The organism is Flavobacterium sp., assembly GCF_004295795.1.
GTDB lineage: Bacteria > Bacteroidota > Bacteroidia > Flavobacteriales > Flavobacteriaceae > Flavobacterium.
On sequence record NZ_SEBR01000002.1, the window covers coordinates 69858 to 95715 of the forward strand.

Sequence of the window (25858 nt, forward strand, 5' to 3'; positions counted from 1 at the left end):
TTAACGTTTCACGACTCTCAAAGTTTTCACTAAACTTCCCTGAGTAAGAATCACGTTATAAACGCCCGAAGGATATCTTTCACCAAACTGCTGTGACTCGATCGCAGAGTAAGAGAATTCTTTCTCTTCGACCAATTTCCCTAGCATGTCATAAACCTTTACTGAAACTTTTTCTTCAGAAGAAGAATCCATGTCGAATGCAAAGCTCTCACTGTAAGGGTTAGGATAGACAACAGCGCGGAAATCTGCAAGTGGTGTCAATTCTTCTCCTTTTACGATTGTACGTGTAGCGCCAGGAGCGGTAATCGAACAAGCTTCACTATAATCAGACCAAGCGCCTACAGTCATTACTGACACGCGAACTGAATATTGTGCTCCAGGGACAAATCCCGGGAAGTTGTTGAACGTAAAATAGTTCTGGCTTCTTACGATTACGTCAGACGTGAATGTCGACAAGTTTGTCAACTCAAAACGGTAAGATGTTACGCGGTTCAAACTCGTTGTTTGGATGATCGTTCCGTTGGCAGCGATTGTCGCCCCGCAGTTCGCGATTTGAGGAACCAAAGGCGAGGTAACCAAACAAGGTTGTCCGTAGCCCGAGAATTGTCCGTTTGTCTTGACCGAAACCTCGATTGAATATGTTCTTCCGTAAAGGTAGCTGTTGAGCATCGTCAAAGCGAACCAGTTCGTTGAACGCTCCAATTCCTGGCTTTGGTTGTTGGCCGCGTCCGTGATACGGAATTTATAGGCCGTCACGTTCGGCAAGCTTGTCGTAGCGATCAATGTGCTGATGCTGGCCAACGTTACATTACACTGCGAAGGATTTACTCCAGCCGATCCACCCGGATCCAGAACTGCAGGTGTAGAAACAGAGCAGGCCGGTCCGTAATAGTTCAACCATTGTCCGTTTCTTCTCAACTGTACTTCGATGCTGTAAGTAGACGCATAATCGAACGCGGCCAATTGCGTGATCTGGAAGTTCGGTACGTTTTTATCGATAACCTGAACGGCGTTGGTTGCCAAATTGGTTACTCTGAAACGATATCCGTCCACCGGCGCACTGTAACTGACTGCTCCGATGTAAGAAGAGATGTTCGCAAGGGTAGTTCCGCATTGTGATGGCAATACCTGAGAATAGATTTGGCTTCCTTCGTCGATTGTGCCGTCGCAGTCGTCGTCGATTCCGTTGAACGGAACTTCCGTAGCGCCTGGGTTTACAGCTGCAACACTATCATTACAATCTACAGCTGTCGGATCCACTATGTAACCGGCAGGAACTGTCGCTCCATAGCAAATTGTTGCTGTTACGCCAGAGGAGTATCCGTCAAGATCTGCATCTACATAAAATGTTCCTGATTGGTAAACCGCAGCGTTCGAGTCGTTGCAATCTGTTCCGTTCGAAACGTAACCAACGGGTTGGTTGCAGCTCGATTGTGAAACAGCTGGGTTTCCGAATCCGTCGTTATCTGTATCTGCATACCAGGTAAGCGGAGTGCAAACAGTAACGTTGACCGTGTAATCTTCAGTTTGGCCGTACTCTCCACCTGTGCAAGGATCGTCGATGGAACCTCCGTCGCCACTGAATAGTTTTTTGACGCGCATACGGGTCGCTCCGCCCAAGGCAGATGCCGGAACAGTAATGTTTGTCTGAGCCTGTGCGGCATCGAGACCGGTAGAGTTGTTTACGCTACCTGCACTATATCTTTCCGAAGCCTCGAAAGTACCGTTGTGGTTCCAGTCGAACCAAACGCGGAAGTTCGTCGTGAATGCTCCAGCCGTGTTACCTTTAAGAGTCAACTGATACGTGCTTTCTGTAGTAACGGCACCAGTCACGGAAATAAAATCCTGAATAGCAGGCGTACCATCGACAGTAGCGCTTGAACTGTTGTTGATTCCGGCAAATTGAACCAAAGTTATCGGCTCGACATTTTCTACATAACTCACGTTGCTACAATAAGGTGCGAACGGATTTGAAGTTGTGAAGCTGAACGTGGAGCAACCTGTAGAGTCTGTTCCGTTTGGCGACTTGGCAATGATTCTCCAATAATACGTCGTTCCAGGTGCAGTTCCGGTAAGATTTACCGTTGTTCCTGAAAAACTTCCAAGATTTGTCAATGCTGTTGCCGTAAGGCCAACATATAAATCATAAGTTGTCGCAGCCGGACCTGTCGCAGATGGCGTCCAGGCCAAAGGGATTCCCGCCGCCGGAGCAGGAACGTTCGTCGCGCCATTGCCAGGGTAAGTCAAAGTCACACACTGTACCGGAGGAAGTGGCGCTACAATGGTTACGATATAGTCTTCGGTTTCGCCATAAGTCGAATTGCTTGCGCCACAAGCCATTGCGGTTGTTATTGCAACGTCATCGCCACCTCTTACACGCATTCTTGTGTTTCCAAGTAGCGCTCCTGTAGGAACCACAATGGAAAGAGTCGCAGGATTTACACCCGATACAACTGCTGCCGTAAAACCCTCACTAGGCTCGAAAGCACCGTTCTGGTTGAAATCTATCCATGCAGCAGAATATTGCGTTGTGTGGGTACCCATCGTGATTGACAGGGTATTTGTTGATCCTTGTCCAAGAGTGGGAGCAGTAACTGCGCTGTAAAAGGTGTAAGAACCTGTTGTGCAGGTTGAAGTGTTGTTCAGGCTTCCTAGCGAAACGTTCCTGATCTCGTCTCCGAATGAGCAACCATCTGCATAAGTTGTGGAACAATAAGTAAAGTTCGAACCCGTAGTAAAACTCACCGCAGAACAGGCAATAGCCGCTCCAACGCTGTTTTTGGGAACAACCTGATAGTAATATTGCGTATTTGCAGCTAACGCCGCAGGCGTGTAAGAAGTTGCTGTCTGGTTTGTACTTACCAAAGGCGGAGTAGAAGTTGTTCCGAAGTAAACATCATATCCGGTTGGACCATTCCCAGCACCGGACCAAGTCAAAGTCGGGTTGCGGACAACGTTTGTCGCTCCCGTCGCAGGTGAATAAGTCGTTGCGCAAGTCGCAGGATTCGTCGCTATCGGATTCGTAAAATTAAAACGAATGTTGGGACGGGAAGTCGTCGGGGAATCCGGAGCAACAGTACAGTTGGCGTTAGTGTCGGTTCTGACATAATTGGTTTGGTTTGTTGCTGTCGTAGATACGCGCAAACCTCCGTATGGTGTAGTGAAAGGGTTGGAACCCGTACAGATATTCACCACAACGTTAGAGGTTCCGTTCCAGACGAACGAGGTCGTAAATGCGATCATGTCAAAATTACCAGCGCTTTGCACCGTCGGCGCATAAGTGAAAGACGTCCGAACAACCTGAAGACCTGTTGTGACGTGTGGCGTCGCGACAGCTTGACTTGTGTGTCCCAAACTAATCGTGTAATTAGCCAGTGAGGAAGCGCTTTGGGAAATCGAAAAGCCCAATGAGCTGATTGTCGCGCCGGCGGTCATTCCACCAGCAGTCAACTCAGCCGCTGTGTAAACAATCTGGGAGTGGGTGTAATTGTAATAGCGCTCGACCGGATCTGCCGTGAGCCCATTTGTCGTCGCAGTACCTGTACCGATAATACACTGCGAATGTCCTTGCCATGCGAATAACGCGGCCAGGAGAACATAATAAAGTTGCCTCATAAATTAATTATTTGTTGTTAAATTGTCGTTCCTGCTTCGAGGAGCAGATGTTGAAAGTACGAAGAAACTTGGTATAGGGTTTTACGTTTTTGCAATAAAATTCCTTTAAAATCAAAGTTTTATGAAAAAAACCGACCAAGCGTAAAATTCGTCCGATTAAAGGCACAGAGCGGTTTTACGTAACATTTTGGTCACGCGCGCAACTTCGGCGGTGATTTCGATTATTTTTGAAAAAACGCATTTTATGGACGGCAAAATCATTTGGATAACAGGAAGTTCGTCGGGAATTGGCGAAGCTTTGGCTAGGGCTTTCGCCGATAAAGGAGCAAAAATCATTCTCTCGGGCCGGAACGAAAAAGACCTCGGTCGCGTGGCCGATGCCATCGGAACGGAAAATGCCAAAATCCTAGTGTTTGACTTATCGGAATCGGCAAATGCAAAAAGTATCGTTTTTCAAGCGATTTCGCTATTCGGACACATCGACATCCTGATAAACAACGCCGGAATCAGCCAGCGTTCACGAATCGCCGAAACCGATTTCTCGGTAGACAAAAAGCTCATCGAAGTCAATTACCTCGGAACTATTGCGCTCACGAAAGCGCTTCTTCCGCATTTTGTTTCGCGAAAATCGGGTCAGTTTGCGGTCGTTACCAGTTTGATGGGCAAATTCGGATCGCCATACAGGTCGAGCTATTGCGCTTCGAAACACGCACTTCACGGTTTTTTTGACGTGCTTAGGATGGAACACGAAAGAGACAATCTCAAGGTGACGATGATTTGTCCGGGGTTCGTGCAGACGAACATTGCACGGAATTCGCTAACGCACGACGGCTCTATGCAATTGTCTGATGACGAAAAAACCAAAACCGGGATGCGTCCGGAAGTATTCGCCAAAAAAGCCATCCGAGCCATCGAAAAACAAAAGTTCGAAGTTTGCATAGGCGGCAAGGAAACTTTCGGGGTTTTACTGAAACGCTTCTTCCCCAAACTGCTGCACAAAGTCGTTTTGAAAAGTGAGGTGAAATAAAAAAGGCCTCCGTTTCCGAAAGCCTTTCTATTTTATTCGCGATCAGCGTTTGATGACCCGAAGCGTTTTCACGAATCCGCCTTGAGCGAGAATCACGTTGTAAACGCCCGAAGGATAACTTTCGCCGAATTGTTGTGTCTCGACAGCATCGAAATTCACGTCTTTCTGCTCAACGAGTTTGCCGATCATGTCGTAGATTTTAACCGATACGATTTCCTGTGAAGGCGAATCCATGTCAAATGCGAAACTTTCGTTATAAGGATTCGGATAAACCACGGCGGTGAAATTCACGTGAGGTATCGTTTCTTCACCTTTCACAATTGTTCGGGAAGCGCCCGGAGCCGTGATGAAACAAGCTTCGCTGAAATCAGACCAGGCGCCCGCGGTCATTACCGACACACGAACCGCATATTGCGCACCGGCAAGGAAACCCGGAACATTGTTGAACGAGAAATAATGCTGGCTTCTGTCGATTGACGAAACCTGGAAAGTCGACATGTTCGTGAGTTCGAAACGGTAAGAGGTGACGCGGTTAAGACTCGATGTCGACACCAAAGTTCCGTTTGAGGCGATTGTCGCGCCACAATTCGCGATCTGCGGAACAACTGGCGAATTTACCAGACAAGGCTGTCCGTAACCCGAGAATTGTCCGTTGGTTTTTACCGAGACCTCGATCGCGTAAGTTCTTCCGTAAAGGTAAGAGTTGAGCATCGTGAGCGAAAACCAGTTCGTGGAGCGCTCCAATTCCTGTTGTTGGTTCGTCGCCGTGTCGGTGATTCGGAATTTGTAAGCCGATACGTTAGGCAAACTCGTCGTGGCGATCAAGGTGCTGATCGTGGCAAGCGTGATTCCGCATTGCGATGGACTGACAGCGGCCGATCCGCCCAAATCCAAAATCGCCGGAGTAGAGACTTGACAAGCCGTTCCGTAATAATTGAGCCATTGTCCGTTTCTTTTGAGTTGAACCGAAATGCTGTAAGTCGCGGCATAGTCGAAATTCGGCAACTGCGAAATCTGAAAATTCGGAACATTCCTGTCGATAACCTGAACCGCGTTTGTCGCCACGTTTACTACACGGAAGCGGTAACCATCGACCGGAGCGCTGAAACTCACCGCACCGACGTAAGAGGAAATGCTCGAGAGCGTCGTTCCGCATTGATTTGGCAAAACCTGGGAGAAAATCTGGCTTCCTTCGTCGATAGCGCCATCGCAGTCGTCGTCGATTCCGTTGAACGGGATTTCGGCAGCGTTCGGATGAACCGCGGCAAGTGCGTCGTTGCAATCGAATTCGGTCGCAGCCGATACATAACCTGGCGGAATCGTCGCTCCATAACAAACTTGTGCCGTTGCATTCGTTGAGTATCCGTCGCCGTCGGCATCGACATAAAGTGTTGCGCTTTGCCAGATATGGATATTGGAATCGTCGCAATCTGTGTTGACCGATGCTCCGCAAGCCGCAATTACGCCAATTCCATAACCATCGCCATCGGCGTCGAGATACAAGATTTGGCTGTCGTCGCAATCGGTGTTGTCCGAAACGTAACCTTGAGGACTTCCCGAGCACGAGAAAACGCTGTTGTTGGCGTCTCCGAATCCGTCCGAATCCACATCGGCATAAAACGTCTGACCCGGCAAAATCGCAATCTCGAACTCACTCGTGGCCGAACATCCGTTTGGATCTGGATGATTGAAAATGTACAAAGTCGTCGATTCAGTAAGGATGTCGCCGCCGTAGAAAGGTGTTCCTTCTCCGTTTAGTTCCGAGAAATAATTTCCGTTTGTAAGCGAAGGCAAAGTGTACGGACCGCATGAAATTACATCATCAGGCGTATCTACAGCCGGTTCCGGAGCGATTAAAAGCTGGAAACTCGTAACTGCGTAACACGAAGCCGAGGCGTTGTTGCGCACTCTTGCATAAACCGTCGTGGCGTTAGCAGCCGAAAACGAACTTGCGTTCGAAATCACATTTGTATTGTTGTTGGCACCATTTAAATTCGTGTGATAGCTCACCGTGAACTGCGAAGCCGATTGTCCGTTCAAGATCAAAGGCGTTTGTTGCGGCAGATAAAAAGTCGCGAAAGTCGATGAGGCACATGCCTGCAAATTCGCAGGTTGCGTCGCCGTCGGAAGCGCGTTGATCGAAATGTTTGTGGCAGTGCTTGTCCCGACTATCGACGGATTCGAGCTTATTACGCGGAATCTGTATCCGTTTCCGACAGCTGTGCTTGAAGGGATAGTCACGTTGATCGAACCAGAAGTCGTGGCCGTGGCCGTTCCAACCGCAACCGGACTCGCGAAACTTCCCGAGGCGTCGCTCATTTGTGCCGTGAAACTATTTCCTGTTGCAAAACTTCCGGTAATTGCGTAAGGAAGGGAAAATGTCGAACCTTGGCAATATGTCGAAAGCGATGGATTTGAGGTTGTGATCGTTCCGCCGGGAAGAATGCTTCCGTGAACCGTCGAATAAACCCTGTTGTTGAAATTGAATGCCGCTATGATGTCCTGATAGACGTGATTTCTTGCGATGTTCAGTCCGGTTCCGGTGCCAAGGTTGATCGGCGTTTGCCAGGTTGCGCCCTGGTTGTTGCTGATGCGATATGCGACACCTGTTGCCGTGGCGTAACCGTCTACGAAATTTCCGAATTCGTCGGCCAATAAAGTTCGTCCGTAAGAACCTGTGGTTGCCATCAACGGAATTGCCGTCGTGGTATTCGTGGCCAAATTGATACGATAGCCCGGAGTTGCGCTGTCGCCGCCTACGAAAATGAATTTGCCTTGGCTTCCGGACGAGTAGGCGTAAGAAGAATAGAAAACCTGAATAGGCGGAGACAAGGTTTGGTTTGCGAAAGTCACGCCTCCGTCAGTGCTTTTTCTCAGGTAGATGTTCGGGTCGTCGCCTATGGCGTAGATCGTCCCGTCGGAGGAATCCACAAAAATATCCGTAAAAGCCAAGAACGGCGAAAGGTTGGTGACTTGCCAGGTTCCGGCTCCGTTGGCGTTGTTTCTCCAGAGCTTTTGTCCGTCAAGTGAAAAAACATACACTTTGTCCTGATAGGAAGCTATTTGGGACGAGGCGGTGTAATTCAGGTTGAAAGCCGTGAAATTGGTATCTGAACCAGAACTGCGATAAAAGTAGCCGCTTTGAGAGGTGACGTAAATTGTACCATTTTGCGCTATGTGGATATTGGCTTCCTGCGATACCAAAGAAAAAGAGACGACAAACTGGTAAGACTGACCGCGATCAGTACTTTTTACGAGATAGGCGCCGCCTCCGGAAGTATTCGTGTAAACTGCATAAATATCGCCATTGGGAGCGACGGCCACGTTTTTCGACGCGTTTGACAAACCGATCGTTCCATTGCCGGTTGTGGAAACGATGACGTTGGAATACAAAGGTGCTTGCGACCAATGCGCCCAGGTTGTCATCAATAAGAAGAAGAGTACTACTTTTTTCATTTGCTTGTTGTTGTTTAAGAGGCGGCAAAATTACCTTTGGAATGAACGCGGCCCTATCCCTATTTGTGGGTATATCGACCAAATGCAGCTATAATCGATATGCGGTAAATACCTGTACTGAAGCGAAAGTAGAAGTTCTGGTAGTTGGTTTTTTAGGGGAAACACCGGGATTTTGCCTAGTTGGTTTTGTCGATAAAAAAAAGCCTCCGGGTTGGAGGCTTCAGTGGCATCTTGATTAAAAACAGAAATCAGATTTTAGTTCTTGACGATCTTTTGTGAATGGATTTTCCCTTTCGCATCGGTTACCCTAAGCAAATAGATTCCTCTTGGCAACTGCGAGGTTTCCAATGTGATTTTCGTGTCGCGTGTCGGTGGGAAATTCAGCAATGTCCTTCCGTCTTTTATGTCCGATAGCAAAACGTGGGTTGCAATCTCCGGTACTTCAATGTTCAGGATGTCGGCAAACGGATTGGGATAGATTCGGAATTCATTTCCAGTAACCGTACTTTCAGGGTTGTCCGCTTTAACGGCTTCCGGCTCATCCATCTTGCCTACGAAAGGCGCTCCGCAAGTTGCAATGTAAGCCCTGAATTTTGTTCCGGACGCCGCCCTGAATCCGTTGGTCAAAACAATGGATTGCCCGGCATGATAGCGTGCATTTACCGTTCCCGTCAAAAGGTTCGAAGCGGTAATCAGGTTTTGGGCCTGCCTGTCATCTGTTCCCGAACTTTGATTGTGCGTAGGATTTATTAGCGTTAACGTTGGCGCGCATGCCGAATTGCAGAGGTTTTGCGTCACTTGCGCGATTTCTGTAGCACTTAGGGTAAAAGTCATCTTATACAACAGAAATCTTGGCAGCGTGCCTGGTCCGTCCGGATCTGCCGGATAACTCTCTATCGTCATCGTGTAGTTTCCGCCGATACTTGCAATGGCAGCGGCGGCGTTCTGTGCGTCGAGGTTCGTGGCGGCCGAAATGCCTGGTGATACTGCTGTCACGATAAACCTTGCGTTTCTTGCGACTTTAAAGCTCGTGTAATTCAGAAAAGCCTGATTGTTTCCTACACCAAATCCGGTATTGCAAAGATCTCCTGCTCGCGTCGCATCGGTAAAGAAAAAGATAACGAGATTGTTGCCCGGAGTCTGGGTAAGGTTCGTGACATTCACCAAATCTGGATTTGGCACATTATCCAAAGCATTTCCCAACGCGCCCAAGGATCGGTGCGCATATCCGCCGCCGCCTACAAAGCGTCTCGGAAAAGTTGCAGCGGCGGTATTGTTTGTGAAATTCGTCTCGATATAAGTGCGGTTCAAGTCGTATTGTGCGACGGCAACCCTGTTGAGCGGGTTGCATTGCAGGACATTGTTGATCAACGTTGGGATGGACTGCTGCATCTGGATATATTCATTTGCGTCTATCGAATTGGAATTGTCTATCCAAAAAATAATGTCGGAGCCCTGTGCGGATGCGTTCCAGGGAAGCAACCATGCAACCAGTAAAATATAGATGTATCTCATGGTTTAGCGCTTTTCGATTAATGCCTTGACCTGAGCTTTCAATTCGTCTATCTCTTTTTGCTGCTGAATCAGATAAAGCGTGAGTTCCTCGATTTTTTCCTGTTGGATTTTCGCCATGTTGCCCAGTTCGATCCCGTCGCGTTTTACCTCGGCTGCCGATGGCACGTTTGGCAAGTGTCCGTTCTCGTCTATGAATCTCTTTACTTCGGATAACGGTTTCAGGTCGTAGTCTTCCTCGAACACATAATCGGCCCAAGTTCCGCCTGAGGTCAAATTGACACGGACTTCCTCGGTAAGGATTCCACCTTTGACGAATAAATTATAGTTGCTTACGCTTACGCCTCCGGCTGTCGTCGGGAAGGCTCCAAACGCAGTCGATGAATTTCCGCCAATGCCTACTTTTCCGTGAAACTTCAATTGGTCGGCGGTAAAATCTCCCCAAATCAAAGGATTGGCCGTGCTGGAATTGTCGATGTACAGCTTTCGCGAAGTCGTTTCGTTCTTTCCCGCTTCAGATCCAAGGAAAACGCTGTATTCGCCTGTCGCATTCTGTCCTGCCCCAAAGCCAATGTAGGTATTGCCCAAAGCTGTCGTTGTCGCGTTTCCGGCCGCGTGTCCTATAAAAATATTTCCGCCACCCGAACTCAGGTTATAACCACTGGCGTTTCCAAGGCAAATATTCCAGCCGCCAGACGTGTTGTTGTATCCGGCAGCATGTCCAAAAAACAGGTTTTCGATGCCTGTCGTGTTTAGAGCGCCCGATTGATTGCCGAGAAACGTATTGGTGTACCCCGTCGTGTTCGATCCTCCGGCATTGGAGCCGACGAAAACATTGTAATAACCGGTCGTGGTTTTGGTTCCGGAAAGATTCCCGAAGAACGAATTATCGCTTCCGCTGTAAACGCCCGCGACCACAGTGCTTCCACCAACAGTTGCCCTTCCCGCCTGATGTCCGAAAAACGAATTGTTGCGGCCTTTTTCCTTGTTCACGATATTTCGGCCGGCTTCCACACCAAAGAAAGTGTTGAAATAACTGTCGCCAAATTGGATTCCGTTGTCTGTTCCTCCGCCAGTACAATTCGCATATTCATCAATGGTTTGCGCCTGTGCGGACATTCCGGCGAACAATAGTGCCGCCAAACAAAATTTGAAATTTGTTTTCATAAGATATTGATTAAGTTAAAAATTCGCAAGGGTGTTCCATTGTGAAAATGCTGGTTTTCAGTTGGATGAATGGGGAAAGGTGTTTTTGGAATACGGCTAAGCTATAACTATTTTCTCGCCGATAATCGGGATTCGGCATTATTCTCGATTTGTCATAACTGCGAGCCGATAATCGATATTTGCTATCAAGTTGTTAAAAATTTTGTAAGAAATTTTCCCTCCGAGATACTATTTCAGTTATTTGCCGTTCTCAATCAAAACCAAACCAATCAACAAATGGCGAAATTCTATCTCGTTGTTCTGGCGCTTCTTGCCGGATTTGGCGTCTATGGCCAAAACTCAATCACAATCAAAGGGAAAATCATCGAAGACAAGACCAAATTGCCGTTGGAATCGGTGACGGTCTACATGGCTTCGGCTAAAGATTCAACGGTCATCGACTACACGGTGACTGACAAAAGTGGCGCGTTTTCGTTCACTACCCGCAAGACCGACAAGCCGGTTTTCTTCAAGGTTTCCTTTATCGGATTCCAGAATATCGAAAAGACGTATGACAAAGGATTGTCCGAAAACATCGATTACGGCGTCATGAAAATGGAAGAATCGGGCACGATGCTCAACGATGTCGTGGTAAAGTCCGAAGCGCCGCCAATCCGCATCAAGAACGATACTTTGGAATTCAACGCGGCTTCGTTCAAAGTTCGTCCGGACGCTAACGTCGAGACGCTACTCAAACAATTGCCCGGAGTCGAAATCGACAACGAAGGCAAGATTACCGTGAACGGAAAAGAAGTCAACCAGATTCTCGTAAACGGAAAGCCGTTTTTCGACAAGGACGGAAAAGTCGCGCTGCAAAACCTTCCGAGCGACATCATCAACAAAGTCCAGATCACCGATACGAAGACCAAAAAAGAAGAATTGTCGGGCGAAAAATCGAGTTCGAACAACGCGAGTATCAACCTCACGATAGACGAGGAAAAGAACAAAGGCTTCTTTGGAAAGATAAACGGCGGTTACGGCACCGACGACCGTTATGAATCGAGTCTGATGCTCAATTATTTCAATAATAAGCGCAAGGTTTCCGTGCTCGCATCGGCCAACAACATCAACTCGACCGGATTCACCATGAACGAGATTTTCGATTCGATGGGCGGCGGCCGAAGTTATTCGGTGTGGACGAACGACAACGGCTCTTTCGGAATCAACAACATGCAATTCGGCGGTGGAAACGGGATCACGACTTCGCAACTCGTCGGACTCAATTACGGGGACGAACCGTTCAAGGGTTTCACGACCAACGGCAGTTATTTCTACAACGCGGCCAAAACCGAAAACACGAACCGCACACAGGAAACCACGTTTTTGAACAGTGGAAGTTTCCGTACCGATTCGAATTCGCGCACGATAAGCGACCGTTCGGGGCACAATTTCAACTTCGAGTTCGAGTACAAGCTCGATTCGCTTACGACAATTTCGGTGAGTCCGAAAATCGTGAAAGGCTATTCTTTCAATTCCAACAAAGGCGCATCGGTCACAACCGAAGAAAACGGCAGGATTTCCAGAGAAACGACGCGCGACAACTACGACGACGGCGATACGCAAACCATCGGCGCAAACGTGTATGTAAACCGCGCTTTCAAACGCAAAGGCCGATTCATGAGTTTGTGGATCAACGACGAACACAGCAAGAACAACAACACGAACAGAAACCTTTCCACGAACACGTTCTACCGCGATTCGGATGAAGATGGCATTACCGACGGAATCGAAACCGACAACCGAAACCAGAAAAGACACGACAAAAACGGTCAGGATCGCTTCAACGCCGGCCTGGAATATTCGGAACCCTTGCGCGATTCCATAAGCATAAAAGTGCAGTTGGAGTTTGAGAAAAATCAGGATATTTCCAACAGACGCACTTTCGATTTCGATCCGGGATCACAGACTTACTCGCTTTTCAACGATTCCATCACGAACTATCTGCGTTCGGGCACGAGAAGAATTACACCATTGGCAGGTTTCAGCATCAACAAGAAAGTGATCAACCTGAGTGCGACGGTCGGAACTTCAGTCTATAAATTCGATGCCAATTCGAATTATCTGGGACAACAGGTTGCCATCAGTCAGGAAAGAATTTATCCTCAGGCGAATCTTTGGGGCGGAATCAACTTCAGCAAATCGCGCAATCTTTGGATCAATTACAGCTTTGACGTGAATTTTCCTTCGGCAGCCCAAATTCTTCCGGTGACCGATGTCTCGAATCCGTTGAGTACGCAAACGGGGAATCCGTTCCTGAGTCCGAACAAATCGCATTACACTTACATCAGTTTGCGCGATTACGACTTTGCGACCAAATCAGGCTGGAGCATTTACGCCGGCGGGAATTTCTTCGAAAGCCAGGTCGTTTCCTCGACAACTTACGATTCGAGCCGAAAAGCCTCGACGACTTACACCAACGTTTCGGGCAACAACAATTTGTGGTTTGGCGGAAACTGGAGCCGCACGATCAAGCACGAGGCGCATTCGTACCGTTTTGGCGTCGGAATGAGCGGTGGTTTCAACCGCAACCAAGGTTTTGTGGAAGGTGAATTGTTCGACGCGAAGTCGGTCAGGGTTTCGCCTCGCGTGACTTTCAATTACGATTACGGCGAACTTTTGTCGATCGGGCCGCGTTACGACTTCACTTACAACGAGACGGATTATACGAATTTCCTGACTGACAAACAATCTAACGTGACTCACAAATTCACGCTTCAAACCACGAGCTACTGGCCAAAAAAAGTGGTTTTCGGAAACGATTTCACTTACACTTACAACACAAACATCGCCGACGGTTTCAAGAAAGATTTCTATCTATGGAACGTAAGCCTGGGCTACAATTTCTTTGGCGACCAATTGCTTTTCAAGGTAAAGGTCTACGACATGCTCAACCAGAACCAAAATACGACGCGTAGTATTTCGGCCACATATATACGCGATGAGGAAAATATTGTGCTAAAACGGTACGCGATGTTTTCTCTTACCTATAAACTCGATAAATTCGCAGGCAAGAAGAAAGAAGGCGGAAGACGCTTTTTTATGTTTGACTAACACTTTGATTTATGAAACTGACAGGGAAATTTGAAAGGAATACGGTTAGATTATTTGATGGACAGACACTTTACGGATCGATTGATTTCAGTGCCGAAAGAGCTTTCCAGGCCGATATTTTCGTGTATTCGGACAGGTTTCACGTTGGCCCGAAATCTGAAACAGACAAGGATTTGGTCGTAACCAAAGGCGATAAGGCCTTGTTTGCTTTTCGCTTCGACAAACTTTGGGGCGGAGCCGAAATCGAGTCGCAAGGCCACGAAAACGGATACGAAGTCAAAGGCCGTTGGTTCAAGCCCGGAACGCGACTGATCGATCAGGACGACAAAGATCTCGTGACGATCGTTTCGCACGAAACCACGAATTCAGTAGAAGTTACCGTTTTTGAGAAAATCGAGCCCGTGATGGTTTTGTCAGCGCTTTATTATCATTTATACGCTTCTGGCTCGAAGACTTTTTCGGCCATTTTGGGAGCGGCGATTATTTAATTAATAATGAATAGTTAATAATGAATAATTAGAGCCACGGTGATTTGATCGTGGTTTTTTTTGTGACTGTCGCGATATGGATTCATGCGCACACAAAGAAGATTCACTCAAACATCTTGCGTTTAAGATCAGCAAATTCCGCATCGGTAATGACGCCTTTTCGCTTGAGTTCGTGAAGTTGTTCGAGCAATAGCAAAGGATCTTCGCCTTCAAAGCCGTTTTCTATCAGATAGCGAAAGGTCGTCAGTTCGGCTTCAAGTTTTCTTTGATTCGCCGTTTTGGTTACCAAAAGAATCAATCCGATTATGAAAAGCACAAGTCCGAAAGCGGCCACGATCAAAAACGCTATTTGAGGTGACTCGAATTCCTCGCTTCGGTTGAGGTTGAGTGCATTCTGAATACTTTCGATGCGTCGCTCGCAATTGAATTGTGACAGACCCAACACTGAAACGACCAGGATCGCAACTCCGGTCAACTGCAATAAAACGCCAAAGATTTTTTTCATCCGATAGTAAAAATGCTTGTTGTGGCCATTAAGGATTCGGCCGTTCACGCGAATGTCGGCAAATCGAGCAAAACGGCAAGATTATGGGCACTTTTTTTCCGAAAGCAAACTTCCCGCTTCGGCATAACCCAAAGCCAGCGCCTTTTTGAGATCGGAACAATAATCGCCCGAAATTTTGAAGTTGATGCGATACAAAGCGCGGTCATAAACGGCTTCGGGATCGTTCGGACGCAATTTTACGGCGAGGTCGAAATCTGAAAGCGCGGTTTTGTCCTTGAGTTTTTCCTTGCACAAAGCGCGGCTCAAATACAGATCACCATCGTTCGGATCGATCGTGAGCGCTCGGTCGAAATCAGATTTTGCCTCGGCGAACATTTCGAGTTGGAAATAAAGATAACCGCGGTTGACGTAAGCCTGCGAGTTCATCGGATTCAAACCGATGCAAGCCGTGTAGCCGTTTATCGCACCTTTCTTGTCCTCGGTAAGCGACTTCACGTAAGCCAGATTGAAATGGCCTTTGTATTCGCGAGTGTTTAGCTTTACGCAAGTCGCGTAATCGGCAATGGCTTGGTCGAATTCGCTGCGTCTTTCGTGCAAAAGTCCGCGGCTGAAAAAGGCTTGATAAGAATTTGGATCGAGCTCGATCGCTTTGTCGTAATCCTTTAGCGCATCGGTTCCCATTTCGTCGATCTTGGCCTTCCAATAACCGCGTTTCTGGTAATAATCGACATTTGGGTTTATCTTGATTTTTTCGTCGAGTTCGGCAATGTTCTTCAGGACTTGATCTTTCGAGAAGCTTTGCGCCAGACTCGATTGCGCGCCAAAAAGCAGCGCACCAAGCACGCAGAGTAGTAGATTTGTTTTCATTCAGGGCAGAATTATGGTGCGAAGTAACACAAATTTTCGCAATTGGCCTTTCTCATCGCGTGATAGTCGACGAAATCCCAAATAGGTGAAACGAGAAGCGAAGCGGTAAAGTGCGGTTCACAATTTTGTTTGGCCGGCAGAAATAAAAAATCGCGGGTGAAATGCGCCCGCGATTGATAGTATTTTAGATTTTTCGGATTGTCAGTTGCTGATTCGATTCCTCAAGACTGATAGCTACTGTGACTGGATTTGGATTTTGAGGTTCGGAATTTGGAATTGAGATTTTCCAAGGTTACCAACTTCCACCGGCGCCGCCTCCGGAGAAACCTCCGCCTCCAAAGCCGCCACCGAAACCTCCGCCGCCGCCTCCGAATCCGCCGCCTGAAGAACTTCCGCCTCCAAAACCGCCTCTTCCCAAGCTCGATAAAATCAGGATGTCGGCCAAATCGACACCGCCGCCTCTTCCGCCGCGACCGCCGCCTCCGCGACCTTTCACGATTGCGATGATGACGAAGATGACGATAAAGAAAATGATGATGCCAATAAAACCGGCCGGGCCGTCGTCACTTTTTCTAGTGCCTTTGTATTTGCCTTTGAGTACGTCGAAAATCGCGTCGGCACCTTTGTCCAGACCTTGGTAATAACTTCCGGCCTTGAACTCGGGAATGATGACATTTCTTGTAAGTTCGCCCGTGATTCCGGCTGTTAGTCTGTCTTCGACGCCATAACCCGGAGCGATCCAGATTCGGCGTTCCTTGACCGCGAGCAAAATGAAAACGCCGTTGTCTTCTTTGGCTTGTCCGACGCCCCATTCGTGTCCCCATTTTGGAGCCAGAATGCCAATGTCTTCGCCGTTTATCGTCGGAGTTATCACCACGACGATCTGCGTGGTCGTCGAATCGGAATACCGAACGAGTTTTTGCTCTAGCTGGTTTTTTTCATCCGGACTCAACAAATTGGCGTCATCGTAAACGCTCGTCTGGAAACTTGGTTTTTCGGGAATCTTGAACTGGGCGAAACCAATCGCTGTCAGCAATAGGAGCAACGGCAAAATCGCCTTTTGGAACAATCTGCGCATCAGCTTCTTGAGATTTCGTTAGACAATTCGTCCGTGTCGCCTTCTTCCCAAGGGAAAAACTGCTGTAAACGCTCGCCCGCCCGGGCAATTCCTTCTACGAGACCTTGCTTGAAATCGCCTTTTTTGAAATGGCTTTGCATCACGTCTTTGGTACAATCCCAAAAATCATCCTCGACAGCCGCGTCAATCCCGGAGTCGCCGAGAATGACAAAATGTCTGTCATCGGCAGCGATGTAGATCAAAACGCCGTTTCTCAATGCTGTCGCGTCCATTCCCAACTCGTGGAAAACTTCGGTCGCGCGCTTGAAGTGGTCGGCGTTCGTGTGCTTTTCGATGTGCACGCGAATCTCGCCCGAAGTTTCTTTTTCGGCCAACTTGATCGCGTCGATTACCGCGCGTTCGTCGTCTTGACTCAGCAAATCCCGAACTTCCGTCATCAGAATTTCACTTCTACAGGTTTGTCGGCGCCTTCAGCAGATTTGAAGAACGGTTTTTCCTTGTAACTTCCGAGGAAAAGGTTTCTTGGCGTTCCCAAAATGTAGGTGTTGAACTCGCCAACAGTTTCATTGTAACGTGTACGTGCAGTCAAAATCTGGTTTTCTGTGCTCGCCAATTCGTCCTGAAGTTTCAAGAAGTTCTGGTTCGCTTTCAAGTCTGGATATTTTTCAACCGAAACCAAAAGTCGTCCCAAAGCAGATGAAACGCCAGTTTGCGCTTGTTGGAATTGGTTTAGTTGTTCCGGAGTGATGTTCGACGGATCGATTTGCACCGAAGTCGCTTTTGCACGAGCTTCGACAACTGCCGTCAAAGTCGATTTTTCGAAATCTGCCGCGCCTTTTACCGTGTTCACAAGGTTTCCGATGAGGTCGTTGCGACGTTGGTAAGCTGTTTCTACATTTCCCCATTCTTTTTGAGCCGTCTGGTCTTTGCCCAAAGCGGTGTTTTTCACATTGACGTAATAGAGCAACAAAAGCAGCACGACACCGCCAGCGATAATCCAAGGAAGAAATCTTTTCATTTTGTGTGATTTTTAATTGTTATTGGTTATTTATTTTTTGTTGGATGACTGTTTATCCGGACGTCGCACTCCAATCAAAACGCGTGCCCAATCACAAACTGTTCTTTATGTCAGTCAGTTGTTTTTTGATGGCTTCGAGTTTCGAGACGATCTCGTATTTGTCCAACGTCTTCTTTTGGCCTTCCTTGAGATGCGTTTTGGCTCCGTCCAAAGTAAAGCCGCGTTCTTTGACCAAATGGTAGATCAATTGCAGATTCTTGACGTCTTCGGGTGTAAAAAGCCGGTTTCCCTTGGCGTTCTTCTTGGGTTTGAGAATGTCGAATTCCTTGTCCCAAAACCGAATCAATGAAGCGTTGACGTTGAATGCCTTGGCGACTTCGCCTATGCTGTAATATCGTTTGTCTGGTGAAAGTGCTATCTGCATTAATCGAGTGATTGGTTTTCCTGGTTGGCCACTTTGGCGATTTGTACGTATTCGGCGGCCGAAATATTTCCGTAGTAAAAATTCAATGGGTTTACGACTTCCCCGTTTTTGTGGACTTCGTAGTGCAAATGTGGCGCTTCGGATCGTCCGGTGCTTCCGACGAAGCCTATCAGGTCGCCGCGTTTGACGCGTTTTCCGGCGCGAACGTTGTACTTGCTCAAATGTCCGTAAAGCGTTTCGTAGCCGTAGCCGTGACGGATCACGATGTGATTTCCGTAGCCCGATGCCGTATTGTCGGCGCGTTCCACAACCCCGTCGCCTGTCGAGTAAATAGGCGTTCCTGATTTCGAGGAAAAGTCCATTCCGGCGTGGAATTTCCTGACTTTGGTAAACGGATCCGTCCTGTATCCGAAACCCGAAGCGACGGCGCGCAGATTCTCGTTTTTGACAGGTTGGATTGCCGGAATCGCAGCAAGCAACTTGTTCTTTTCCTTGGCCAATTTGAGTATTTCGTCCAAAGATTTAGATTGGATCGCAAGTTCTTTCGAGATGATGTCGACTCTCTTGGACGTGTTCACGACGAGTTCCGAATTGTCGAAACCTTCGAGTTCCTTGTATCGGTTAACGCCACCAAAGCCTGCTTTTCGCTGTTCGTCGGGAATTTGGGAAGTGTTGAAATACGTGCGGTAAATGTTGTTGTCGCGTTCTTCGACACTGGCCAAAACCTCGTCAATCTGGTCCATTTTCTTGTTAAGGATCGAATACCGGATCTTGAAATTCTCGATTTCGCGCGACATCAGGCGATCTTTCGGAGTCTCGAAATAAGGTGTGTTCAAAAGCACGATGAAAGCTAACGTCCCGAAACAGGCCGAAGCCAGCAAAAACAAAGCCGCATACGCAAACTTCGTGCGCTTCCTGACCTTGATTTTCCTAAACGCCAGATTTTCGGAATCGTAGTAATATTTTACCTTCTTCATGTTTCAAAATATCCTATTTTTGCCGTTCAAAAACAGGGTTTTCGGGCATATTTTTGCCTTCCGAACAAATGTAGTGAATTTGAAAATTGGGTTCCGAAGCTTCGGAATGAAATTTGGAAATTATTTGGACAACGCAGTATTTTCCACTTTCGCGAATCTCATTTCCAAATTCCCGAATTATCTAATTTCCAAAGTAAAATGACCTCACAGCAAATACGCCAACAGTTCCTCGACTTTTTCCAATCAAAAGGCCACCTGATCGTGCCATCGGCTCCAATCGTTCTCAAAGACGATCCGACGCTGATGTTCAACAATTCGGGAATGGCGCAGTTCAAAGAATATTTCCTGGGCAACGGAACGCCAAAATCCAAGAGAATCGCCGATACGCAAAAATGTCTTCGCGTGTCCGGAAAACACAACGATCTCGAAGAAGTCGGGATCGACACTTATCACCACACGATGTTCGAAATGCTCGGAAACTGGTCGTTCGGGGATTATTTCAAAAAAGAGGCGATCCATTGGGCGTGGGAATTGTTGACCGAAGTCTTCAAAATCGACAAAGAAATCCTGTACGTAACGGTTTTTGAAGGTTCGAAAGAGGAAAATGTGCCGTTCGACCAGGAAGCTTATGACATCTGGAAAAGCTTGATTTCCGAAGACCGAATCCTGCTTGGAAACAAAAAAGACAACTTTTGGGAAATGGGCGACCAAGGGCCGTGCGGGCCATGTTCCGAAATTCACGTCGACATCCGTTCTGCAGAAGAAAAAGCGAAACAATCCGGACGCGAATTGGTGAATTCAGATCATCCGCACGTTGTTGAAATCTGGAACAACGTCTTTATGGAATTCAACCGAAAAGCCGACGGTTCACTCGAGAAATTGCCAGCGCAACACGTCGATACGGGAATGGGCTTCGAGCGACTTTGCATGGTTTTGCAAGGCGTGCAGTCGAATTATGATACTGATGTTTTCGGTCCGCTGATCCAAAAGATCGAGGCGGTCACGAACAAGAAATACACAAAAGACAACGCATCCGAAGACGAGGAAAAAACCAATATCGCCATCCGTGTAATCGCCGATCACGTTCGCGCCGTTGCGTTCGCGATTGCCGACGGACAACTTCCGTCAAACACGGCGGCGGGTTATGTGATCCGAAGAATTTTGAGACGCGCGATCCGCTACGGATTCACGTTTTTGAACACCAAAGAAGCGTTCATCCACAAACTCGTCGAAACTTTGGCCGAGCAAATGGGAACGGCTTTTCCGGAAATCCGCAGACAGCAGAAATTGGTCGAGAACGTGATTCGCGAAGAAGAAAATTCGTTCCTGCGCACACTCGATCAAGGGTTGCAATTGCTCGACGACGTGATTGAAAAAACAGAAGGCGAAACCGTTTCGGGCGTAAAAGCGTTCGAATTGTTCGACACATTCGGGTTTCCGAAAGACTTGACGGGATTGATCCTCAAGGAAAAAGGAATGTCATACGACGAAGAGGCGTTCGAGAAAGCGATGTACGAGCAAAAGATGCGTTCGCGCGCGGCTTCGGAAGTTTCGAAAGACGACTGGCAGGTTTTGGTCGATGGAAATGTCGAGACTTTCGTCGGGTATGACTTGCTTGTGAACGAAGTCAAGATTACGCGCTATCGCACTATCGATTCCAAGAAAGACGGAAGAATCTACCAACTCGTGCTCGACCACACGCCATTCTATCCCGAAGGCGGCGGACAAGTGGGCGACAAAGGCGTTTTGACCAACGGAAGCGAAGTCATTCCGGTAATCGACACCAAAAAAGAAAACAACCTGATTTTACATTTTACGCAAAAATTGCCCGAAGACTTGAGCGGAACTTTTCTTGCCCAGGTTGACCGCGATCTGCGCGAACATACGGCCAGCAATCACTCGGCGACGCACCTGTTGCACCAAGGTCTGAGGGCGGTTTTGGGAACGCACGTCGAGCAAAAAGGCTCGTTGGTAAGCCCGAATTACCTGCGTTTCGACTTCTCACATTTCGCAAAAGTTACTGACGAAGAACTGAAACAAGTGGAAGATTTCGTGAACGAGAAAATCCAAGAACATTTGCCGTTGGTCGAAAGACGCAACATTCCATTCCAACAGGCGATCGAGGAAGGTGCGATGGCGTTGTTCGGGGAGAAATACGGCGATTCGGTGCGCGCGATCAAATTTGGCGAAAGCGTTGAACTTTGCGGCGGAATCCACGTGCAGAACACGGCCGAGATCTGGCATTTCAAAATCGTGTCGGAAGGCGCGGTCGCAGCGGGAATTCGGCGTATCGAAGCTATTACTTCAGACGCAGTGAAAGCTTATTTCGCGGCTCAGGAAAAGACATTGTCAGAGATTAAGACAGTTCTAAAAAATCCGCAGGATTCCATCAAAGCGGTTTTGTCTTTGCAGGACGAAAATGCCAAGTTGAAGAAACAGGTCGAGGCGCTTCTGAAGGACAAGGCCAAAGCGTTGAAAGGCGAATTGGCATCGGAATTCGAACTGATCAACGGCGTGAATTTCCTCGCCAAAAAAGTCGATTTGACGGCGGAAGGCGCGAAAGATCTGGCGTACGAACTCGGAAACATCGACACGAACCTTTTCATCGTTTTGGCAACCGCCAGCGAAGAAAAGCCGTTGTTGACCGTTTATATCTCCAAAGAATTGGTCGCTCAAAAAGGCCTGAACGCCGGACAAGTCGTGCGCGAACTCGGAAAATACATCCAAGGCGGCGGCGGCGGACAACCGTTTTTCGCGACTGCCGGTGGAAAAGATGTTTTGGGAATTCCCGAGGCGCTTGAAAAGGCCGTGGAGTTCATAAAATAAGAGAATAGATAATAGACGAATAGATAATAGATAATAGATAATAGACGAATAGATAATAGACGACGTTGGGGTCGAATCAAGGTCGGAAGGCCAAAAATTGCATATAAAATCCGATTTCGACTGAGGTCGGTTTTTTTTGTATTTGTTTTTTGAATTTGGATCACCTTTATTCCGAAATAAGTATTTTCGGCAAAAATCAATTATATGAAACGATTACTGTTTGTCCTTTTGCCTTTATTGTTTTTGCAATCCTGTTCTTCGGATGGATCGGGAACATCGCTATCTCAAGAAGGGACGAAGGTAAGAAAGCGCATCACCACGCTCAACGGAGGAACTTCGGTCGAGAAATTTCACTACGACGGAAGCAAAATGGTCAAATTTACGACCACTTTGGGATCGACCACCAAGTATGTTTATGAGGGTAATCTCGTCAAGAAAATGATCACGGGCGGTTCTGAGCATGTTCTTGCGTATGACAGCCAGAATCGCGTGATAGGGAAAACGGTGACAGGTTACGATTACGAAGAAGTGTATACCCACAATGCGGACAACACGATTTTTGTGGAACGCCTCGACAACGGCCAATTGGTCAGTACACAAATGTTGTACTATGAAGGCGGCGAGATCGTGCGCGTGGAAAACAACGATCTCGAAAATGGCATATGGAAACAATCGAGTTACGAACTCGAATATGACGACAAGCCCAATTACAGGTCGGAATGGCAAGGATTTGATAAGATTGCCCACACTTTCGCCTTGAAGACTTTCCAATACGGCATTCACCATAACGTGGTGGCGTTGGTCGAGACTACTCCAAATGTCGCGGTGCCGAATTCTGCCTGGTACGAACATATTTACAATCAGGCCGGTCACATCATTTCTACGCAGGTCGTGGATCAGGACGGCGTTTATCACGGACTGAGTTACACTTATTTTTACGAAGGGCAATAGTTTTTTAAGGATCGGATTTTTGGGATCCAAACGAATACAGAATCCGATTTCGACAGATGTCGGATTTTTTTGTATCGGCCAAATCTGCATCCGAACGGTAAATCATCACAAAAAATAAATCCGTGGCGACGCAACTTTTGCCAATTAGAACGCGTCTGCTAAAAAGGTGTTGATAAACAAATTGCGTTTTTCGAATCGCGCATACCAATACCGATATATTTGCGTTCGTAATAAAACCATAATCCATAATTAAATGAAAAAAATGCTTTTCGGAATGAGTGCGCTCGTTCTGCTTTTCGCTTCGTGTACAGGAAATGACGACGAAGGATCAAACAACAATGGCGGTGTCGTCCTTTTGAAGAAAACCATTGAAACCGGACCTGACGGAGACGTCTACATTTCAACGGCGACTTACAACGGCACAAAATTGGACAAGATTACCACAAACGATGGCGAAACGATCGAGTTCACTTACACGGGCGACAACATCACCAAAATGGTTTACAAACTCGACGGCGAAATCGATCAGGAAGAGCGATACACTTACGACTCGCAAGGAAGATTGGCTACTCACGTCTCGCTTGATTTCGATTTCAACGACGGATCGAGAGAAGTTTTTACTTACAACAGCGACAACGTGGTTTCCGTGCAAAGATTTTCCGGAGATCTGACTTCACAGACGCAAGAAGGCGATCCTTACACGATCACTTTCGCGAATGGCGAGGTTTCCCAGATCGTATCGGCTTTCGGAACTACGACATTCACTTATGACGACAAAAACAGTCCTTTCAAGAACGTTACGGGTTATGCCAAGATTTCTTATGTTGATCTAGGCGCGTCAGGCACCATGCACAATATGTTGACCGAAACTTCAAGCAACGGAGACGATACGGTTTATACGTATCAATACAACTCGGCAAATTATCCAACACAATCTACAGAAACGTATGACGGCGATGTTTACGTGACGCAGTTTCAGTACAATTAAGATTTCGCTTGCGCGGATGCGAATCGCGTTTGCAACAAATAAGGCCCGGATTCGTCTGGGTTTTTTTTTGGCCAAAATGTTCTATATTTCGGCCGATAAAAACTGACACATGAAAAAGATATTGCTTTTTACGCTTTTGGCGGTGGCCATGAATTCTTGTTCTTCGGACGATTCCGGAAACCAACCTACGCAAGGCGGAACGTTGCTCGCGAGCACGATCCAAACAGCGGGTTCAGATTCTTACACAACCAATTATTCCTACAACGGAAACAAGATCGCAAGCTCGGTCAACGTTGGAGGCGACACGACTTTGTACACGTATTCCGGAAACGCGATCACGGGAATCGAAGTGCAGAATTCGGCCGGAAGCACATCTTATGAATTCGATTTCACGTATTCCAACGGACGTCTTGCCGAAGCCAAACGCACACAAACGGGAACGGGAATCGTGATGCGCCAGACGTTTTCCTATCCGAATGCGACTTCGATCACCGGACAAACTTTCCTCGGAAACGCAACTTCGCAAACCCAATTGTTGTATGACCAAGTTTATACGATAGGCCAGGACGGAGAGGTTTCGACAGTCGCAAACACCGCAAACGGAACGACTACGATTTATTCTTACACGTACGACGCCAAAAACAATCCGTTCAAGAATGTCGTCGGATGGTCTGATCTGCTTTTGTTGCAAGGCGTGAACCACAACATTCTGACTTCCGTGAGTCCGAGCGGTTCGGAAGAAATCGTCTACCAATACAACCAGGACGATTACCCTTCGGTTTCGACGCGAACCTCGACGGGAAGCACACCAATCGTCACAACTTACACTTATCAATAATTTCAGCCCGGATTTTTCCGGGTTTTTTATTGGCCTATTGTGTTTATTTTTGTCAGATGCAATTCACCACGCCGGTTCCGATCTCAAAAAGTGACTTCGCGATTTCTTACGAGTCGCAGGTCTTTTCCATAGGTTCGTGTTTCGCCGAGAACATTTCGCGAAAATTCGATCATTTTGGGTTCCGGAACACGGTGAATCCTTTCGGGATTTTGTTTCATCCTTTGGCACTCGGGAAGTTTTTGGGATTTTTATCCGATGGAAAGGTTTTCGACGAATCGGATGTTTTCTTCCACAACGAGCGCTGGCATTGCTTCGACGCGCATTCCGACCTGTCGCATTCCGATAAGGGAAAACTCATTTCCCAACTCACTGAAGTCACTTCAGGCGCATCCGAAAAGCTCAAGAACGCGACTCACGTCATCATCACTCTGGGAACGGCTTGGGTTTATCGCGAAAATGCTTCGGGAAATCTGGTCGCCAATTGCCACAAAGTGCCGCAGCGCGAGTTTTCGAAGGAAATTTTGTCGGTCGACGCCATTTCAGCATCGGTGAAAAACATGGTCAAATCGGTGTCTGAAGTCAATCCGAAAGCACAGATCATATTCACGATTTCACCCGTGCGACATCTCAAGGACGGATTCGTCGAAAACCAACGAAGCAAAGCCAACCTGATTTCCGGCCTGCATTCGGCTATCGGAAACTTCGAAAATTGCCGTTATTTTCCGTCTTACGAAATCGTCATGGACGAACTTCGCGACTATCGTTTCTATGCTTCCGATATGTTGCATCCGAACCAGATCGCGATCGATTATATCTGGGAAAAATTCGCATCGGCCTGGGTTTCGGAAAGCGCTTTCGCGGATATGGCAGAAGTCGATTCGATCCGCAAAGCTTTGGCTCACAGGCCATTCAATTTGGAATCGGAACAACATCTAAAGTTCGTCCAAAACACCCAAAATCGCATTTTGCAACTTCGCAACCGCTTGTCATTCCTGACTTTCGATTAAAATACGGCAAATGTCGTATTGATT

General features: G+C 47.4%; 19 protein-coding genes. 8 read left to right on the forward strand and 11 right to left on the reverse strand.

Annotated elements, in window-relative coordinates:
- The gene (locus EOO49_RS01490; protein ID WP_290842113.1) at window positions 1–3615 is read right to left on the reverse strand and encodes a GEVED domain-containing protein; all 3615 of its coding nucleotides are present in this window, start codon (window positions 3613–3615) and stop codon (window positions 1–3) included.
- Between the two features lie 244 nt (window positions 3616–3859).
- Between EOO49_RS01490 and EOO49_RS01495 the strand changes: the two genes are divergently transcribed.
- A complete protein-coding gene (locus EOO49_RS01495; RefSeq protein ID WP_290842114.1) occupies window positions 3860–4642 on the forward strand; it encodes an SDR family oxidoreductase in 783 nt (260 codons plus the stop codon).
- A gap of 42 nt (window positions 4643–4684) precedes the next feature.
- Here the strand turns inward: EOO49_RS01495 and EOO49_RS01500 are convergent, their stop codons facing one another.
- The 3 genes from EOO49_RS01500 to EOO49_RS01510 form a co-directional block, all read right to left on the reverse strand.
- Window positions 4685–8098: a MopE-related protein gene (locus EOO49_RS01500; protein WP_290842115.1), complete on the reverse strand. Its 3414-nt coding sequence runs from the start codon at window positions 8096–8098 to the stop codon at window positions 4685–4687.
- Window positions 8099–8353: 255 nt separating this feature from the next.
- The gene (locus EOO49_RS01505; RefSeq protein WP_290842116.1) at window positions 8354–9613 is read right to left on the reverse strand and encodes a 3-coathanger stack domain-containing protein; all 1260 of its coding nucleotides are present in this window, start codon (window positions 9611–9613) and stop codon (window positions 8354–8356) included.
- A 3-nt stretch (window positions 9614–9616) separates the two neighbouring features.
- Window positions 9617–10777 (reverse strand): hypothetical protein, encoded by a 1161-nt coding sequence (locus EOO49_RS01510; protein WP_290842117.1) that lies wholly within the window; start codon window positions 10775–10777, stop codon window positions 9617–9619.
- Window positions 10778–11053: 276 nt separating this feature from the next.
- Between EOO49_RS01510 and EOO49_RS01515 the strand changes: the two genes are divergently transcribed.
- The gene (locus EOO49_RS01515; protein WP_290842118.1) at window positions 11054–13867 is read left to right on the forward strand and encodes an outer membrane beta-barrel protein; all 2814 of its coding nucleotides are present in this window, start codon (window positions 11054–11056) and stop codon (window positions 13865–13867) included.
- An 11-nt stretch (window positions 13868–13878) separates the two neighbouring features.
- Complete coding sequence (locus EOO49_RS01520; protein WP_290842119.1) at window positions 13879–14355, forward strand: hypothetical protein; 477 nt, start codon at window positions 13879–13881, stop codon at window positions 14353–14355.
- 103 nt (window positions 14356–14458) lie between these two features.
- Here the strand turns inward: EOO49_RS01520 and EOO49_RS01525 are convergent, their stop codons facing one another.
- The 7 genes from EOO49_RS01525 to EOO49_RS01555 form a co-directional block, all read right to left on the reverse strand.
- The gene (locus EOO49_RS01525) at window positions 14459–14860 is read right to left on the reverse strand and encodes a hypothetical protein (RefSeq protein WP_290842120.1); all 402 of its coding nucleotides are present in this window, start codon (window positions 14858–14860) and stop codon (window positions 14459–14461) included.
- Between the two features lie 81 nt (window positions 14861–14941).
- Window positions 14942–15727 (reverse strand): tetratricopeptide repeat protein, encoded by a 786-nt coding sequence (locus tag EOO49_RS01530; RefSeq protein WP_290842121.1) that lies wholly within the window; start codon window positions 15725–15727, stop codon window positions 14942–14944.
- A 292-nt stretch (window positions 15728–16019) separates the two neighbouring features.
- Window positions 16020–16805: a YgcG family protein gene (locus EOO49_RS01535; protein WP_290842122.1), complete on the reverse strand. Its 786-nt coding sequence runs from the start codon at window positions 16803–16805 to the stop codon at window positions 16020–16022.
- Window positions 16805–17242 (reverse strand): TPM domain-containing protein, encoded by a 438-nt coding sequence (locus EOO49_RS01540; protein ID WP_290842123.1) that lies wholly within the window; start codon window positions 17240–17242, stop codon window positions 16805–16807. The genes EOO49_RS01535 and EOO49_RS01540 overlap by 1 nt, the downstream gene beginning before the upstream one ends.
- Complete coding sequence (locus EOO49_RS01545) at window positions 17242–17823, reverse strand: LemA family protein (protein WP_290842124.1); 582 nt, start codon at window positions 17821–17823, stop codon at window positions 17242–17244. The genes EOO49_RS01540 and EOO49_RS01545 overlap by 1 nt, the downstream gene beginning before the upstream one ends.
- Before the next feature lie 91 nt (window positions 17824–17914).
- Window positions 17915–18247 carry a MerR family transcriptional regulator gene (locus EOO49_RS01550; RefSeq protein ID WP_290842125.1) on the reverse strand — a complete coding sequence of 111 codons (333 nt, stop codon included), beginning with the start codon at window positions 18245–18247 and terminating at the stop codon, window positions 17915–17917.
- Complete coding sequence (locus tag EOO49_RS01555) at window positions 18247–19224, reverse strand: peptidoglycan DD-metalloendopeptidase family protein (protein WP_290842126.1); 978 nt, start codon at window positions 19222–19224, stop codon at window positions 18247–18249. The genes EOO49_RS01550 and EOO49_RS01555 overlap by 1 nt, the downstream gene beginning before the upstream one ends.
- 198 nt (window positions 19225–19422) lie before the next feature.
- Between EOO49_RS01555 and alaS the strand changes: the two genes are divergently transcribed.
- The 5 genes from alaS to EOO49_RS01580 all read left to right on the forward strand — a co-directional run bounded on the left by alaS (window position 19423) and on the right by EOO49_RS01580 (window position 25834).
- The gene (gene alaS, locus EOO49_RS01560) at window positions 19423–22050 is read left to right on the forward strand and encodes an alanine--tRNA ligase (protein WP_290842127.1); all 2628 of its coding nucleotides are present in this window, start codon (window positions 19423–19425) and stop codon (window positions 22048–22050) included.
- Window positions 22051–22254: 204 nt separating this feature from the next.
- Window positions 22255–23001, forward strand: a complete 747-nt coding sequence (locus EOO49_RS01565; RefSeq protein WP_290842128.1) for a hypothetical protein — start codon at window positions 22255–22257, stop codon at window positions 22999–23001.
- 253 nt (window positions 23002–23254) lie between these two features.
- The gene (locus EOO49_RS01570) at window positions 23255–23989 is read left to right on the forward strand and encodes a hypothetical protein (protein WP_290842129.1); all 735 of its coding nucleotides are present in this window, start codon (window positions 23255–23257) and stop codon (window positions 23987–23989) included.
- Window positions 23990–24098: 109 nt separating this feature from the next.
- Window positions 24099–24827, forward strand: coding sequence for a hypothetical protein (locus EOO49_RS01575; RefSeq protein WP_290842130.1), 729 nt, complete (start codon window positions 24099–24101; stop codon window positions 24825–24827).
- A gap of 56 nt (window positions 24828–24883) precedes the next feature.
- A complete protein-coding gene (locus EOO49_RS01580; RefSeq protein ID WP_290842131.1) occupies window positions 24884–25834 on the forward strand; it encodes a GSCFA domain-containing protein in 951 nt (316 codons plus the stop codon).
- The last annotated feature ends 24 nt before the right edge of the window (window positions 25835–25858 follow it).